A 16,110-nucleotide genomic window follows, 5' to 3' on the forward strand; every position below is an offset into this window, starting at 1 on the left:
GAGGAAAGTGGGAACGAGGCAGACGAGATGAGGCTCTCATTCCGCTGAATTGAATTTCAAAGGTGGCAGAAGGAGACACAACGAATTTTTAGAAAGAGGAAGAACGTATATTCGGTGAGATCCGAGAAGGCCTCACCGAATGACAAAACTAAGTAGATGCGGTGCCCCAGAACGACCATCTACGACATCTGTGTAAATTACGATTTGTAGATCGCGATTCGCCCAACCGCGAGGAGCCTTCCTCAAGAATTCTTGAAAATAGACAGGATCAGTGACAAATTCAGTTGCGGCAACAGTCCCGTAAGGCCCAAGCCCTGCTAGAACAAGTTCTTCCTGCCCAGTTGACGGGCTGACAAACCTTGAGATCAAAGCAAAATCACGGTCCAGGCTTTTTACCGAGGCCTTAGCCGAAATTGCCCAACTCGAGTGCGTCGGACTTCCGCTATCGAAGATCTTGCGAACTCCAGTATTTTCATCGTTTACGAGTTGAAATCTCTGCTCCGCAAGTAGCTTTGGCGTCCACGGATTATCAAAGGCACCAATTAAGACAGCTGGCGCAACATGCAGATCTGTGAGAGTGGCGTTGTCCGCCAGAATAACCGTAAACTTGCGTTTTTTGCTTCCTAAAACCCCAGCAACCCGGGCCAACGCTCCCGCGTCATTAGGTCCTATATGGTTCCGAAGCTTCTGGGCAGAAACCAAGTCTTCATCTTCTTTTGGCTGAACCCTATCCATGACCGAATTGAGATCGCCCACGCACAAGACAGTCGACGTCCCATTTTCCACGATAGGTGACCAGAGATCGTCAAGATGGTTCCCGGATGGGAGATGAAACCACCACCAACTTGTACCGGCCACTATAAAAACCGCTGCTAATACCGACGCCAATACGGTCCATCTTTGAGGGTGAGCAGAAGACGACCCCGGCTGTATACCGACTGCAATTTCATCCACTGAATTTGGTATTGGCTCGGGTTCTGGTGTCTGTTCAACCTCTGGAATCTCTGGCGCCACTGCTTGACGCGGCCAATGGAAATAAGGGACATAGGAACCAGGAGGCAGTTCGATTCTGAGTTCGAGCTCATGCCCTTCCTGCACATAGTACTGAGCTAAACGCTTACGGATCTCGCCTGCGGCTACTCGCACAATCGGGTCACTTGTCACATCGTAGTCAAAGGGACGCTCAAAGACATCCGCCCCAATCAGGCGCTCTTTTATGTCCACCGACTCCCCGGAAAGTGATTTTTCAACGATATATTGAAGAAACCGTGGATAACGCCTGCTGGTCCGAAAAGAGTTGCTGGCAATGATGCGCCCCACTTGCTCACGGATTACGCTGGGAGCAACCTTTTCATGATTCATCTGGGCAGTCACTGAGTTCAGGTCCTTCCCTCTCAAGTCCTCACTAATGGCAAACACCACGGTGCACGGTCTGATGCCGAGTCTTCTTTCGCCACTGCATGAAAGATTTCACTTCAATATTGGCGAGTTGCCAACTAGAAATGCACTGACGTTTCACTTTAGCAAAATGGACAGATGAGCTGCTACCGGTTTTGGAGTCCGGCTTCGAGAGGAGGTCTCTCGATGGGAAAGAGGAGTCGTGCTCATTACAAGACGGGAATAGCTTAGACTAGATTTTCAAGAATTACCTATATTTTGGTTTGGTTGAGACTGGTGTTGCCATGCATATAGTATGTCTGCTCGTTATAAAACAGTTAATGACTACAGCATCGCTTTTTCTTCTTCCCACTGCCGCAAGGACATAAGCTGTTTGGTCCTACCGCTTGCTTTTTGTTCGCTTCCGTATTTTGACTCTCACGCAGTCTGGCAAATTGCATCACGTTGGCAGGTGCGCGACCTGCCTTCAATTCGGCGGCCATAAACTGCATATAAGGATCAATATGGTGGAAGAAATATTTGTATCCTGCGCAAAGATAGTTAAGCCCCACCTCTCCCTCTGGCGTGCGCAGAAATCGATGCTTGGGACACTCGCCATTGCAAGCAAACCGGACAGCACAATCGAGACACATCTTCGGAAGAGTCGTTAATTTGTCCGTCCCAAACTGCTGTTGCTTTTCTGAGGTGACCATCTCCTGCAGACTGCATTCTTCGACATTTCCTAACAGGTTTTCGGGATATACAAAATGGTCGCAGGAATACACATCGCCATTGTGCTCCATCGCCATGGCATTTCCACATGTTGTATGAAAGATGCAGAGACTTGGATCAAGTCCCATCCAGCTCTCCAATGCCACATCGAAGTGCTGTACGAAGTAGCGTCCCACATCGCGCCTGACCCATTCATCGAAGATGCGAGCAAGGAATTCTCCGTATTTCCGAGGTTCGACGGACCAATCTGTCACTTGAGCAGAATCTTCAAACTTGGGCTGAATCAAAACTAGCCCATGTTCGTCGGGTACCGCTGCTCTTCGTTCTACGATTGGAATAAACTGCATATAACCGCTTCCAACTTCTTTCAAGAACCGGTATATCTCAAGAGGATATTGTGAGTTGTGGCGGTTGACCACTGTCAAAGTATTGAAATCGACCTGAAGTTTCTTCAGCAATTCCAATCCGCGCATCACCTTGTCAAATGTAGGCGCGCCACCTTTGTCTACCCGATAATGATCATGGAGCTTACGCGGACCGTCAATAGACAGCCCCACAAGGAACTTGTGTTCCGAGAGGAATCGACACCATTCCTCAGTCAGCAAAGTTCCATTGGTCTGGAGAGCGTTCCGAATCGTCTTCCCATCTGCATATTTGTTCTGCAGTTCCACCACCATGCGAAAGAAATCTAGCCCCAGCAAAGTGGGCTCTCCGCCCTGCCAGGCAAACTGAACTTCCTCTGATGGCTGTAGCGCAATATATTGACGGACATAGCTCTCCAAAACAGAGCGATCCATAGCCCAACGATGCGTCTTCGGAAACAGCTTCTCTTTCTCGAGATAGAAGCAGTATTTGCAATCCAAATTGCAGATTGGCCCGATGGGCTTGGTCATGACATGAAACGGATGTTCAAGCATTTACTTCTTCCCTACTAGAGTAGCTTTCCTTATTGACTCCTGCTTTCGAAGCCATACTTAACCACAATTACAACCCAACTCGATTTCGAATCAGATGCGAACCGGCCGTAAGCCTGGCTGATAGACAGAGAGACCTGCATTCGAAATAGTCGTATTAGGATACTTTGTGGCTTCAAGGTGGAACTGACGGATCAGTGTATCTAGATCGTTGGCAAGTTCAGCTAAATTTTTCAAAGCGTCGACAGCTTCCTGAGCTCCCTGCGAATTTTCGATGGCCAGCTGAGATATTTGCTCTGCGGATTCTGAGACTTCTTTCGAGGCCGAGATTTGCTCATGAGCAGCCGTAGCAATCATTTGAATCTGTTGCTCAACCTGCTTGGAGGACCCAATTATGTCTTCAAGACTCTTACGGGCATTCGAGGTCTCTTCCATCCCGGATTCCACGACCACGCGACTTTCTTGCATGACCAGGAGTGTGGTTTGTGTCTCTTCTTGAATACCGCTGATGGTATGGCCGATTTCCAGAGTCGCCTGCTTTGTGCGTTCGGCCAAACGACGAACTTCGCCGGCAACAACCGCAAAACCTCGACCATGTTCACCAGCACGAGCGGCCTCGATAGCAGCATTCAATGCCAATAAATTCGTCTGCTCACTAATTTCCTGGATCACGTTTACGACTTTGCCGATCTCTTCGGAACGCCGAGTCAAAGAATTCATCTTCTCTGATACGGAGGCATTCGTCTCGACAATCTTCTCCATTGTTTTGGCTGCTGCCCGCATTACCGTACCGCCTTGCTGTGCGGTCTCAGCAGAATGGCAACTGGCCTGTGCGGCACTAGCTGCGTTTTGGCTGATTTCGCCTATGGTGGCAGTCATCTCCTGTGCCGCAGCCGCAATCTGGTTGGTTTTGCTGGATTGACTATTTGCATTCTCGGCAGTCTGTACCGAACGAGCACTGATTTCTGTAGTAGCAGAAGAGAGTGTCTCCGCCCCCTGAGCAACGGATTGAAGTACGCCCCTCATTACGGATACGCTGGTATTCAGGGCGGTGGCGAGCCGACCTATTTCATCGGCTCTTTCTAGTGATACTTTAGCGGTTAAGTCTTTACGCGCAACTTTTTCAAGAGCAGAAGTAGCTGCCTCCAGAGGTGGAGCAATAAGTCGAGTAAGGAGTAATCCTATCCCAAGACAGAAAACAACGATTACCGAGGTAACCCCGAGATTGATCCATACAGCCTGAGAACTGTCGTGCGTAGCGCTCTGCGTACTCTCGATAGAAGATTTGGCAATTAAGTCAGTATTGGTCTTCGCCGCATTGAGAGCCTGTCTGATCATCTCAAGGCTGGAACTTGCTGAAATGAGCTGCACAGCATCTTCCCTGTTACCAGCCATGTTCAGCTCGTTGCCGCGATTGCTGACGTCAAGATATTTTACGAACTCAGATTTGGCTTTCTGGTACGCTTCGCGTTCCTCCTCAGAATGGATGAGCAGCTCATATTCTTTTGCGCTTGTCCAATAAGCATCAATGGAGGCTTTACGCATCTTGGCTGCGTCTTTCGTACATGCCTGTGTCTGGCACAGCGCCAGAACAAGGTCCCACCTGCCGACCCGATCGACTGCCAAATTCATCTTCGACAAGAGAACAAGAGCGGGAATTTTGTCATTGCTCACAACAGCGGAAGTTTGAGCCATCTTGCGACAGGTCAGAAAAGTATAGGAGCCAAGCCCTATGCAAAAGATGCATACCAGGCCGAATGCTAATGCAAATTTGTGGGAAACGCGAAGATCCCTAAGCCACGCCATTGAGTCCAGTCCTTCTTAACCAGCAACCGACGTATTTCTCTCCCTCTGTCAATTGTCAGATTGCCAAAGATTTGAAGACTGTATGAATTCATCTAGCTGGCTGACAAGGTTCCTTACTGCAATTTGCATCGATCAAATCTTGTTGAGCACGGTAGTCGACTGATTCTGAAATGTTTGTGCGACCGCCATAAAGTTCTCAAAGTCGAGGTAAATTACCTGCCGAAGCTGGCTAGAAGAGAAGAGTGACGAAGAATCTGGGACTCAGCGATTGACGGCATTCCTCCTGCTCGTCCCTATTCTGTCGATGTTCGATTGAAAACCCCTATATGCCCCTTCTCCGGTTAGAGCCCTCTCATCTTGCTGCTGGCTCATTTCCCGCAACAGTGTAGCTTGATGTCATAAAGGACTGGGCAGTTTCCCGCCAAAGAAAGTTGCACTAAATTGACGGTGGAAAGTTCTCAGCGGAAGAAGGGGAGAAGACGTTCGGTCGCAGACATCCTTATTTTGTGCATGCGCTACTCCGACGATATACAAGGAATGATCGTAGCCCAGAAGTTGATGGCTCTGAAACGGGGCGCCTACGTCATCAATGTGACGAGAGGAAGCGCAATCAACGGAAATGATAGGCCGATAAATATAGGCCTCACCAACAGCGACTTCCGCCTTCATCGTCTTCCAGAAGCAGGCCTGACGACAAATTTCTTCGAATCGAAATAGCGTCTATCGATCTGCGATGATATTTCTGGAAACCTGGGATCAACTGACTCGGCCTATGAGTCTTCGCGTTTTCCGAAAACTCACACAGGGGAGCCCGCCGACTCTCACCATTTTGCGGCCCGCAGTGGTGGAATTGGGGGGACTTCCGCTATTTTTTCGATCTCTTCTGGTTTGATCTTGAAATGTGGATTATAAAACTCTGGCTTGGTAGCATAATCGGGCTCACAAGATCTCCAGCTATAGAAACACACGGAACAACTGTAGATCACCCATGCCCCTTCAACCGGAGAACTGCTAACAATTTCAGTCTTTTGCGAGTCGCAACGGGGACAACCTGGACTATTTAACATTAAGCATCTCCTTCAGTTTCTTTTCCCAAACATCTGTCCGCAACGGAGTATCAATGGGTTGAGCGTGATGTCCTCGCTGCTCCGGAGCAACTGGAGTCGTGGCATCAATAATGACCTTGTGCATAATGCCAGCTGGGTCTGCGACTGGATCCAGCGGCATGATAGAAAGATTCGGCAATATTACTAAGTCGTGCGCAGGATGCATCTTAGTAGATATCGCCCACATGACCTGATTCAGATCAAAAGGATTCACCGTCTCATCTACGACAATCGCCATCTTTGCATAGCCAAGGCCATGTGGAAGAGTCACTGACCTCAGGCCAACTGCTTTAGCAAATCCGCCATAACGCAGCTTGGTCGAAATGATAACAATCAGCCCATGCGTATAGAGAGCATTGACAGCAACAATTTCGGGGAATGCCTCTTTGAGTTGTACATAGAGAGGAGCACTTGTGTTTATACCTACAAAATAGTCCACCTCGGTCCATGGCATTCCTAAATAGAGATGCTCGTATATCGGATTCTTACGGTGGGATATGCGGGTGACCTCAATGACCGGCATGCGCCGCGCCCCCGAGTAATGGCCAGTGAACTCGCCAAAGGGACCTTCCATCTCACGGACTCTCCCCTTGATCACTCCTTCCAGAATTACCTCTGAGCCCCAGGGGAGATCTAGGCCGGTGAATTCCGAATGAACAATAGGATATGACTCTCCTTGTAACGCACCAGCCATTTCGTATTCGGATTGGTCGTACAAAATGGGCATGCCCCCCACAACATTCAGAATAGGATCATTGCCAATTGCGATAGCGATCGGCAGATCCTCTCCGCGTTCCTCCGCATGGCGAAGATGAACCGCAATATCGTGGACCGGCACTGGCTGAATGCCGATGCGATTACGACCCTTCACCTGCAATCGATAGATCCCGAGATTCTGCTTGCCGAAATTTTCTGGATCGTCAGGATCTTTTGTGACAATGCAGGCCTTATCAATATAGAATCCGGCGTCATTGCGGTTCAGCCGGAATAGCGGCAACACATCAAAGAGGTTGATCTTGCTTGGATCTTCAATAACAACTTCCTGCCAGGGTGCCGTGCTGCGATGCTCTACCTTTCCGGGATAATTCTGATAGCGGCGCACGAACTCAAAAAACTGTTCTTTCAGGGGTGCATCCTTGGGCATATCCAGCATGAGCGCATGATTGCTCCAGGACCCGTGTACATTCATTACGATACGAGCATCTTTGTATCCGTGAAGATTCTCAAACACCAATGCCGGAGCGGTGTCTCTACCTACGTTATTGGCAGCGCGAGCCGCTGCGCCGAGATCGGGTTCAAGCATCACCTCCTCCTGAATACGAAGGAGCTGCCCTTCTTTCTCCAGCGCAGTAAGGAAATTCCGTAATGTAGTAAATGCCATCTATCCCTCTCCTTAACTAATTATGCTGAGGTCTCGGCAAATTCCTGGGAGGACAACCCAGACCAGCGTTTTGCATTCGGATGTTCAATTCCAAACTGACCAAGAATACGGATAAGTATGTGATCGATCATCTCTTCCAGATTTCTAGGGCGAGTGTAGAAAGCCGGTACCGGCGGCACCATTACCACGCCCATCCGGCTTAGGGCCAGCATATTTTCCAGATGAATATTATTGAGTGGGCTCTCTCTCGGTAGCAGCAACAACTTGCGACGCTCTTTCAGCACTACGTCAGCGGCGCGGCTTAACAGCTCATCCGCATAGCCAGATCGAATGGCCGCGAGCGTTTTCATGCTGCAGGGAGCAATGATCATTCCATCCGTTTTGAATGAGCCGCTGGAAACTGTAGCTGCAAGATTTTTATTCGAATAAGAGACGCTGGCAAGCGCCTCCACCTCGGGAACACTCCACTCTGTCTCGTGCTGGATGGTAACTTTTGCCCATTGGCTCAAAATCAAATCGGTGAAAACACCTGATTCACGCAGCAACTGCAGTAGACGAATCCCGAAGATCGCGCCGGTAGCCCCTGAAATTCCAACGACTAGTCGCATATGATCCTTTTCATAATTAAAAGGCAAGAATGTCCATTCAATAATCGTTTCTATCGCTGGATTGATCGTTTATGCTTATGAATCAATAATGATGATTGAGCACCGACATTTAAGAAGTTTTGTCGCCGTAGCAGAGCGGCTCCACTTCACACACGCCGCTCAAGAATTGCATGTGGCTCAACCCGCATTAAGTCAGACCATACGGCAACTCGAAGATCTGTTAGGGATACAACTCATTCGGAGAACAAGCCGCCGCGTGGAATTAACAGAAGCAGGTAAGGTCTTTTACGATACTGCACGCAGAACGCTGCAAACACTCGAACAGGGCACAGCTCTGACCATTAAAACAGCACGCAGTTCGAACAAAAGGCTGGTCATCGGATTCACCAGTGCAGGACTTTACGGATGTCTTCCGGATTTGATCCGACGCTTCTACACAATATCGAACGATATACAACTCGACTTTCAGGAGCTTTCAGCAGATGCGTTACTTTCTGCACTGAATACCGGGGCGATCGATATCGCGGCATTTCATGGTTACTGCTCTAACCAAATGTTCAATGCAGTGACCGTCGACAGAGAGGTCTGCGTTCTCGCCATTCCCTCCACTCATCGCTTGGCCAAAACAAAAGGAGGAGTTTCCCTCAAGCAACTCGAGGGCGAAAAGCTTCTTATTCCGTCGCAGGGGAGCTTCTATGGGCTCTATGAACTAATCACTTCTGCTTGCATTCGTGCAGGAGTCTCCCCCGAAATCAGCCCGCAATGTCCAACAGCTCAAGCGTTAACAGGATTAGTGGCAGCCCAGGTAGGCATGGCTATCATTCCTGCCTCGATTGCCATTCGTCGTCGAAATGTTGTCTATCGAAAGATTTTGGGTGATCCAATTGACGTGCATCTGCGGTTGTATTGGCACAAACACAATTCATCGCTAGTGAAAAGGTCTCTCAAGGTCATGTTAGGTGAAAAAATTTCGTAGCAGTCAATGACCGCTTTCCATATGACGCTCCAAATGAATCATCGGAATAGCCTTGGAAATGCCATCCCTATATTCTCGGCCCGCACACAGGTCATTGATATGATTTGGCGTCCCCGACGGGATTCGAACCCGTGTTATCGCCGTGAAAGGGCGGTGTCCTAGGCCGGGCTAGACGACGGGGACGCACTTCTGACGGCAGAGGATGCCGTCCAGGGCGCAACTGCGCCTTTATCAATCTACCAATCTAGAGCCGGTGTGTCAAAGTCAGGCTGGGCGCTTAAGCTTTTGATTTTCCTGTTTTTGAATTCCCAGGAGCTGATTTACGGCTTTTTCCAGCTCCTGCGCGTCGGCTGGAGCTCGAACCTTCGCGTCATTATCGAAATACACGTATACGTCCCGTACCGCCCGTTTTGAAGCCGGTTTCAAGCTGGCATGGCGACCGGTGGAGTCTTCATGACCTTGAGCCCACCCGGCCACCCTTTTCGCCCATTCCTGGATCGCCTTCTCGTCGTAGCCGCTGGCATAGAGAACCTCTGAACCGTGCAGACGGCAGTAGATGAAATCTGCTGTCACGTCCATCAGTAGTGGCCATTCCACAGTGTCTGCGCAAACCAGCGAAACATTGTACCGACGTAGCAGGTTGACAAATTCCTCTACAGCGAAGCTCTCATGGCGGATCTCCAGGGCATAGCGCAGGTTGGCTGAGTGCTTCGGCGTGGTAAAGGCCCGGCCTTTCATTCGCGCATCGTGGTGCACCGCCAGAGAGGCTGCCTGTTCGGTCGTCTTTGGAAGCAACTCAAGGAAGTCTTCGATTACTGCTGCCTGCTTTTCATTGAACTGAAAGCTGGGAGGCAGCTGCCAGAGGATCGGACCTAGTTTGTCCCCTAGAGTCAGGAGTCCGGAGGAGAAGAAGTTTGCCAGAGCCACTCCGGCATTACGGAGCTTCAGCATGTGGGTAACGAAGCGACTGCCTTTTATCGCAAAGAGGAAATCGGGTGGAGTCTGTTGATACCAAAGCTCGAACACCTTGGGACTCTTCAACGAGTAGAAGGTCCCGTTGATCTCAATACTGCGGAAGATGTTTGCCGCGTAGCTGAGCTCGTCCTTCTGCCGCAGTTTTTGGGGATAGAAGACACCGCGCCAGGGCTTGTAATTCCAGCCCGAGATGCCTATACGCACATCGCCTGCAGTCTTCATTCTCTTCAAGAGAGGAAGAATAGCGGCTTGTGGTTGGCTGTAGGCTTAGGTGTATTTCAAGAAGCCAGGGGGAAATAGAAACACAAAGGGGACCGTTGCCTTCCCTCTCCATAGCATGATCGTTCGAGCCACTTACGAAAGAAGCCCCACACGACTCGTCCAAAGACGCGAATCGTGTGGGGCTCACAGGAGACAACTAAAATGCAATTAATACTATTGGATGCCAAGATCGCTCAAAATCTTCGGGTTAGCCTCGTCGACGGCCAAGAGATTATGGCAGACCGCGCAATCCTGAGTAATAGACTTCCCTTCCTTTGCATTATGGTTTCCGTCATGGCAACGGAAGCAGCCAGGATAGGAGTTGTGTCCGATATTGTTGGGATGCGTTCCCCAGGTAGTCTTCATGAAGGGGAATACATTCTGGTTATAGATAGTGACTAGCCCCTGACCTGCTTGTTTTACGAGAGAGGCATTGGTTGACATCATCTGCGGATATTGAGAACGATAGAAGGACTCAAGCTCGGCAGGAATCTTCGCTGCCGCTTCGGCCTCAGTTGAGTAGTTCGCCTTGATTAGCTCCAGCCCCTTCTTGTGAACAAAAGGTAGAGAGGCACTGATTGCTCCATCGACCATCGCATGGTTAAGTGCGTCTTCGGGAGTCTGAAAAGGATGAGCTGCGCGATTGTGGCAGTCAATGCAGTCCATGGTGCGATGTTCACCCTTCATCGGATCCTTAGCATCGGCACTTACATATTCCGTCGTGCTTCCGTCCTTGTTCCACTTCTTCACCCACGGAATCGTCTGCCGAGAATTATCGGAGGCAACGTATTCGATGTGGCCCAGGTGTGCGCCATGGATGCCGGAGAGATTCGATAAGGAATCGCGGCCACCCAAGTGCAGAAGAACGATGGTGCGCGTCAGAGAGTTCTTTTCGTCATCACCGTAGCTGGTCTTAACCAGCAACTTCTCACCATCGAAGCGTGTCGGCGTGTGGCAGCCTTCACAGATGTCTCGTGCCGGGCGCAAGCTACGCACCGGAGAAGGGATCGGTGTCGGATACTTATTGAAAGCAACCTCGATCAGTTGCTTGGTGCCGTTTACCTTGGCTTCGACATAGGAAGAAGGTCCCGAGCCAATGTGGCACTCGGTACAGGCCACATGCGAGTGCGCAGCAATCGTGTACTCCGTAAATTCGGGTTTCATGACGTGGCAAGCCTGTCCGCAGAACTGTGGAGAGTCCATATACTCGGCTCCACGATAGCTTGCTGTACCAACAATAACTATGTTTAATACCGTGGCAATCAACACCATATTGAAGCCGTGGCGGAACAGAGGATCGGCAAGATTAATCTTGGGATACTCTGCCGGCATTTGCCCACTGGCGCGCAGAGAACGACGACGCAACCAGGTCCCTAGCGGCATCAGAATCAAACCCAAGATAAAGACGATGGGCAGAATCAGGAAGAAGATGATGCCCAGATAAGGATTCAGAGAACCACGATGCGTCAAATCGACAATCCAAAAGCCGATCAACGTGATTGCAGAGGCAGTGGTGAGACCCGTTCCGATTAAACTAATCGGATTCTTGCCCAAATAGAAAAATGGTTCAAGCCAGTTCTTTTTAATGGAGTCGAGCATGGCTGTTAGTAACTCCTATCAGTAGAAAGGGCCTACCCCTTTACGTTAAGAAGCAGGCCCGTAACTTTACGACAACTACAATGTTTTGCCTTTTCCGCTTATCCCCTACTTCTTCTCGAGGGTACGGATGTAAGCGACAACTTCCTTGATCTGCGGATCGGAGAGCTTGTCCTTATAAGCGGGCATCTTGCCTTGGCCGTTCTTGGTGATATTGATCATGGCCGCGTCAGTCACCTTCGCTACTTCAGGATCTTTAAAACTCTTAACCTTCATTGACTTGCCAGCGGGAGTATCACCCGCGCCGGTTGCGCCATGACACATCTGACATTTTGCCTTATAGGTCGCTTCCCCGCCGCTCTGGGCAAAGCTCATGGTTCCGGTTGCGAGAAGCGCAATGCCGAGAACCGCCGTTTTTTGGATCAACTTCCTCATCGATTGACTCCTGTATAGGAGAAGAACACTTCCAGAATTCCTTCTTCTCCCGGGTCTTGCGCAAAGCCAGAACAGCTGAATGGAGTCACTTGCCTAAGCCGGAGCCCCCATCCTTCCTGTTCCTAAGTTTTAGGATGGCTAGGGGAAGACCCCGGCCGATCCTTCACTCAAAACTCGTAATGCATCCCGAGTGTGTAGACATTACCACGGAAACTACGCGGTGCGGTGGGTCCAATCGGAGATCCTTCACCGTAACTGTAGTAGTTCCAGTCACCCTTTAGCCCCCAGCCCTTGGCAACAAGCCAAGTGATGTTGGCATAGGGAGATTGATATTCAGACTGCAGCGATCCCGGTACAGCACGAGGATTCAGCAGTTCCGTCCTGCCGTCGAGCGCAGTCATGCGATAACCGAAGCTGGTACGGAAGGGCTTAATTGGAGCAAGCATGATGCCGATGGAGCCGTATTGCGTCGGAGCATCATAGTAGCCGCTACCAATATAGGCCGGAGGTGTGCTAGTTGCCGTGATGTTTCCGCAGACAAACCCGGCAGGCGCACGTACCGCTCCCAAAGGAGCAAAGGTGTCGCCATAGCAGGTGGTTGTCCGTGTGAAAATATCCAGGTAACCGTAGCTCAGATCCAATCCATACTTTTCGTTTGGAGTAATCGAAGTGCTTACGCTTACGCTGCGATTATGATCCAGGTGTCCGACATTGAATACATTGTCGCGCCGCTCCAGATCATTAAAGCTTCCCGAGACCGTTGCCCAGTTCTTCGGCTTCCACGCAGCGCGAATCTTATACTGCTGCCACTGCCGTGGAGAGATCTGAACGAAGGCATTGTCCGAGTAGCCGATATCGAGATTGCCATTCAACTTCAGCTGACTGGTCGGCCTTACTGAGATACCGAGCAATCCGCTCTGCTGATTTTCACGATAATCTTCAGCACCGGCTGCAAAGCTGATGATGCGGTTCCGATAACGATGTCCGACAGAGATGCTTGCCCAGGTCGTGGGCATGAACTCTATCATCGCAGTGTTCGTCTGTGTTTTCTGTCCCAGGTATGTGTCGTCGGCAATCGGTGTTCCGGTAAGCGTAACCGTCGGAGCTACCAGCATGGATGCCCCATACTGATCGGTTTCCGTGAGGTTATTGAATGCCGGCATCCGGAAACTTTGGAAGTCGTACTGGTCAGAGAGGCTGATCTTCTCCGAAACCTTCCATACGATTCCGTAATCACCGGAGACATTGATTCGCTGGCCCTTTGCGTTACCGCGGATGTTAAAGACCTGTTCGCAAAGCATCCGACGCCCCCCTGAAGTGCTGCACCAGGCAGTCGCTCCAGTCGGAGCCGGAGTCGTAATTCTGCTTACGATTCCAGTGAAGTTCTCGTAGTAGTTCGGCAGAGTCATGCTCGCCCCGGTATAGAGAAGGCGACCATTAATCTGGAAGTTCTTGAGCGCCGTACTTTGGAAGCGGAACTCTTCTGTCGGGAAGAGTGTCCGGGTCGGAGAATAGCGGACGTACGAGGTGTATCCGTTCACGCAAGGGTTAGCCGTGGGCGGATTCGTCGTAGCACTCAGGACTGCCGGACGTCCTGCTGCAGCAGTACAACCCGTGGTAGCGGAAACGGCGGCAGGATTTGCAACAATCGTGATTCCCTGCGTTACCGGAGTTCCATTGGAAAGCTGCATGTTGAGCCCGGTAAGGCTCCAAACAGTATCAGCTTTGTAGTGCGTTATGTGCTGCTCATAGGTGAGGGTAGTACGCGGGAAGGGCTTCCAATCGACGGCTCCCACCCAGGTATCCGTACTATTGCGCCATCCCTGATACAGCATCACGTCCGCACCTTCATGGATGGAGCTATAGCTTGGCCCCTGATTGATATTGTGCGAATAGCTCACACGGAAGCTGAGCTTCGACAGCGGCAGAAGCGTCAGGTTCAGATCCGTCATGCGCCGCACAGTATTAAACAGGTGCGGAGAACTTTGGATCTGAGGATAGGTGTAGCCGTTCGACACGACTCCGGCCGGAACCAGTGGATTGGCTAACAGGTCGTAATCGAAATACTGACGATCACGGCGGAAGCTGCCATTGAAGTCATACAGCTTCCCCTTAGACATACGCAGAAGGCTGTAATTATTCGGGTCGCCACCATATCCACTGCTAGCAGTAAATAACGTGTCGAAGAACGGGTATCTTTGCTTCTTCCCATCAACGGCATGCATTTCCAACATCTGGTTAAGAATACGAGGACCGGACTGCGTGTTGATCATGGTGTTGTACACCGCGTTGCTGCCCGAATGGTCGGCGATGTGGCCTCCAAGATCCCACGACTGATGAATGGCGTAGCCGTCCTTTACCATCTCCTTTGGAGGATCGGCCTTCTGCGCATCGGCATAGGCTCCCCCCAAGCTTGCAAGAAGGACCATGACGGAAACACGAGGCACGACATCAACAAGTGTTTTGGCTAGGCGGAGATTTTTCATTTCTCTCTCTCTTTCCGTCATTTGAAGTAAACGCTGCTGGAATTGGAGCCGTGAACCTGCGTATGGCAGACAGTGCAGGCCTGATACTGTGCAGCCTGACTATGCACTGGCCCAGTCGGAGCAACAGCCCGCGGGAAAGCAGACGTATTGGTCACCGAGTGGCACTGCAGGCAAAGAGTATTCACATTGCTCACATTCAGGAGACGCGGATTCGGCGATCCATGTGGGGAGTGGCAGCTACTGCAGCCCTCGGTCTTGACCACAGGATGTTCATAAACAAATGGCCCGGCGGTTTCCGTATGGCACTTGGTGCAGATTGCATTCTGATCTGCGGTCGCCTTCAATTGTTTATGCTGGAATGTGCCGTGCGGATCGTGGCAGTCGCTGCAATTCATCAGGCCTTCCTCTACCCGGTGATGGAAGGGCATGGAGAATTGCGGCTTTACATCGGTATGGCAGCTGTAACACAGCTTCGGCTGCGAGGTCTTCAGCAATTGGGGTTTGCCCATCTCGCTGGAGTGAATGCTATGGCAGCTCGTGCAACTTACGTTCGCCTCACCATGGGCCGAACGCTCAAAGTTGGCATGCTTGCCCTGATGGCAACCTAAGCAGTTCTCGTCAATTTGTTTTGCGGAAGCTTTCGTAAAACGAAAGATTTTGGTGACATCGCCGCCGCCATCAACGTGAGCCTTCCCTGGTCCATGGCAACCTTCGCAGGTAACGCCGCTCTGCTTATGCTCTAAAGCAATTTTGTTATGCGGATTGCCTGCGAATTTCTTAACGACGTCTTCATGACAGGTCATACAGGTATCCGAACCAACAAAATCGGCTGGATTCGGTGCGGCTGCTTTTGTATTAGTTAGGTTCTCCTGTTTTGGTTTCCCCGAAGCATAGAGCAGAGAACTACTCATTACACAAAGCAGCGGCAACAGGAAAAAGACTTTGCGCAGCCCATAAGTTTTACATTGGACCGCAGTAAATACGTTGTGGATTCTATTAATAAACTGATGCATCACTCGGCTCCGGCCACTACTCTCTGATGCTACTAAACAGTTGGTGCCCCGATATTATGGAGCATTATTGCCCGAAACGGTGATATTCATCACATATCTGCAAAATTCAGGAACAAAGTCAGGAACTAGAGCACCAATTTGACAACAAATCAAAGACTTTCGTCCTAACAGTCCCGATTTGGCAATTCCAATTCCGCCTCAGCTGGGGGTCACTCGACCACTACCCCGGTTGAGGAAAACGCCAGCCTACTCCCCCCCCTGTCTTGACCTGTTTCGGAAAATGGAAAAACTACAGCCCTGTTATGTGAGAATCATCACATACTTCTACTGGTCTTCCTTCCGACACTATCTACAAAGTCCCAGCGCAGATTGAGGTATGCCGTGCCCGCTAATCAAACACCATTACAGGAATTCAACGAGCCACGTCGCCCGCGCAGAGGACGG

Annotated in this window: 13 protein-coding genes and 1 tRNA gene; 2 read left to right on the plus strand and 12 right to left on the minus strand. The window is 50.4% G+C overall.

What is annotated here, in order from left to right; genetic code table 11:
* Positions 1-132 precede the first annotated feature (132 nt).
* The 3 genes from AC6I7T_RS12055 to AC6I7T_RS12065 form a co-directional block, all read right to left on the minus strand.
* Complete coding sequence (locus AC6I7T_RS12055) at positions 133-1,374, minus strand: hypothetical protein (protein ID WP_497793692.1); 1,242 nt, start codon at positions 1,372-1,374, stop codon at positions 133-135.
* Positions 1,375-1,715: 341 nt separating this feature from the next.
* Positions 1,716-3,026 (minus strand): anaerobic sulfatase-maturation protein, encoded by a 1,311-nt coding sequence (locus AC6I7T_RS12060; RefSeq protein ID WP_497793693.1) that lies wholly within the window; start codon positions 3,024-3,026, stop codon positions 1,716-1,718.
* Between the two features lie 90 nt (positions 3,027-3,116).
* On the minus strand, positions 3,117-4,829 hold the full coding sequence (locus tag AC6I7T_RS12065; RefSeq protein WP_497793694.1) for a HAMP domain-containing methyl-accepting chemotaxis protein: 1,713 nt from the start codon (positions 4,827-4,829) through the stop codon (positions 3,117-3,119).
* Between the two features lie 447 nt (positions 4,830-5,276).
* On the opposite strand from AC6I7T_RS12065, the gene AC6I7T_RS12070 reads away from it, so the two are divergent.
* On the plus strand, positions 5,277-5,546 hold the full coding sequence (locus tag AC6I7T_RS12070; RefSeq protein ID WP_497794597.1) for an NAD(P)-dependent oxidoreductase: 270 nt from the start codon (positions 5,277-5,279) through the stop codon (positions 5,544-5,546).
* A 104-nt stretch (positions 5,547-5,650) separates the two neighbouring features.
* Here AC6I7T_RS12070 and AC6I7T_RS12075 read toward each other — a convergent pair whose 3' ends face one another.
* Genes AC6I7T_RS12075 through AC6I7T_RS12085 form a run of 3 tightly spaced genes read right to left on the minus strand, consistent with a single transcriptional unit; the run spans position 5,651 to position 7,951 of the window.
* Positions 5,651-5,896, minus strand: coding sequence for a non-oxidative hydroxyarylic acid decarboxylases subunit D (locus AC6I7T_RS12075; protein ID WP_497793695.1), 246 nt, complete (start codon positions 5,894-5,896; stop codon positions 5,651-5,653).
* Positions 5,886-7,316, minus strand: a complete 1,431-nt coding sequence (locus AC6I7T_RS12080; RefSeq protein WP_497793696.1) for a non-oxidative hydroxyarylic acid decarboxylases subunit C — start codon at positions 7,314-7,316, stop codon at positions 5,886-5,888. The genes AC6I7T_RS12075 and AC6I7T_RS12080 overlap by 11 nt, the downstream gene beginning before the upstream one ends.
* A 20-nt stretch (positions 7,317-7,336) precedes the next feature.
* A complete protein-coding gene (locus AC6I7T_RS12085; RefSeq protein WP_497793697.1) occupies positions 7,337-7,951 on the minus strand; it encodes a UbiX family flavin prenyltransferase in 615 nt (204 codons plus the stop codon).
* 61 nt (positions 7,952-8,012) lie between these two features.
* On the opposite strand from AC6I7T_RS12085, the gene AC6I7T_RS12090 reads away from it, so the two are divergent.
* A complete protein-coding gene (locus tag AC6I7T_RS12090; protein ID WP_497793698.1) occupies positions 8,013-8,900 on the plus strand; it encodes a LysR family transcriptional regulator in 888 nt (295 codons plus the stop codon).
* Positions 8,901-9,005: 105 nt separating this feature from the next.
* Here AC6I7T_RS12090 and AC6I7T_RS12095 read toward each other — a convergent pair.
* The 6 genes from AC6I7T_RS12095 to AC6I7T_RS12120 all read right to left on the minus strand — a co-directional run bounded on the left by AC6I7T_RS12095 (position 9,006) and on the right by AC6I7T_RS12120 (position 15,666).
* Positions 9,006-9,083, minus strand: a tRNA-Glu gene (locus AC6I7T_RS12095).
* Between the two features lie 81 nt (positions 9,084-9,164).
* Positions 9,165-10,097, minus strand: a complete 933-nt coding sequence (locus tag AC6I7T_RS12100; protein ID WP_497793699.1) for a DUF72 domain-containing protein — start codon at positions 10,095-10,097, stop codon at positions 9,165-9,167.
* A 213-nt stretch (positions 10,098-10,310) separates the two neighbouring features.
* On the minus strand, positions 10,311-11,735 hold the full coding sequence (locus AC6I7T_RS12105) for a NapC/NirT family cytochrome c (RefSeq protein ID WP_497793700.1): 1,425 nt from the start codon (positions 11,733-11,735) through the stop codon (positions 10,311-10,313).
* Positions 11,736-11,840: 105 nt separating this feature from the next.
* On the minus strand, positions 11,841-12,167 hold the full coding sequence (locus AC6I7T_RS12110) for a c-type cytochrome (RefSeq protein ID WP_497793701.1): 327 nt from the start codon (positions 12,165-12,167) through the stop codon (positions 11,841-11,843).
* A gap of 167 nt (positions 12,168-12,334) precedes the next feature.
* Positions 12,335-14,653, minus strand: a complete 2,319-nt coding sequence (locus AC6I7T_RS12115) for a hypothetical protein (protein WP_497793703.1) — start codon at positions 14,651-14,653, stop codon at positions 12,335-12,337.
* A 17-nt stretch (positions 14,654-14,670) separates the two neighbouring features.
* The gene (locus AC6I7T_RS12120; RefSeq protein WP_497793704.1) at positions 14,671-15,666 is read right to left on the minus strand and encodes a DmsE family decaheme c-type cytochrome; all 996 of its coding nucleotides are present in this window, start codon (positions 15,664-15,666) and stop codon (positions 14,671-14,673) included.
* Positions 15,667-16,110: the final 444 nt, after the last annotated feature.

It is taken from the genome of Humiphilus diazotrophicus (assembly GCF_059726315.1).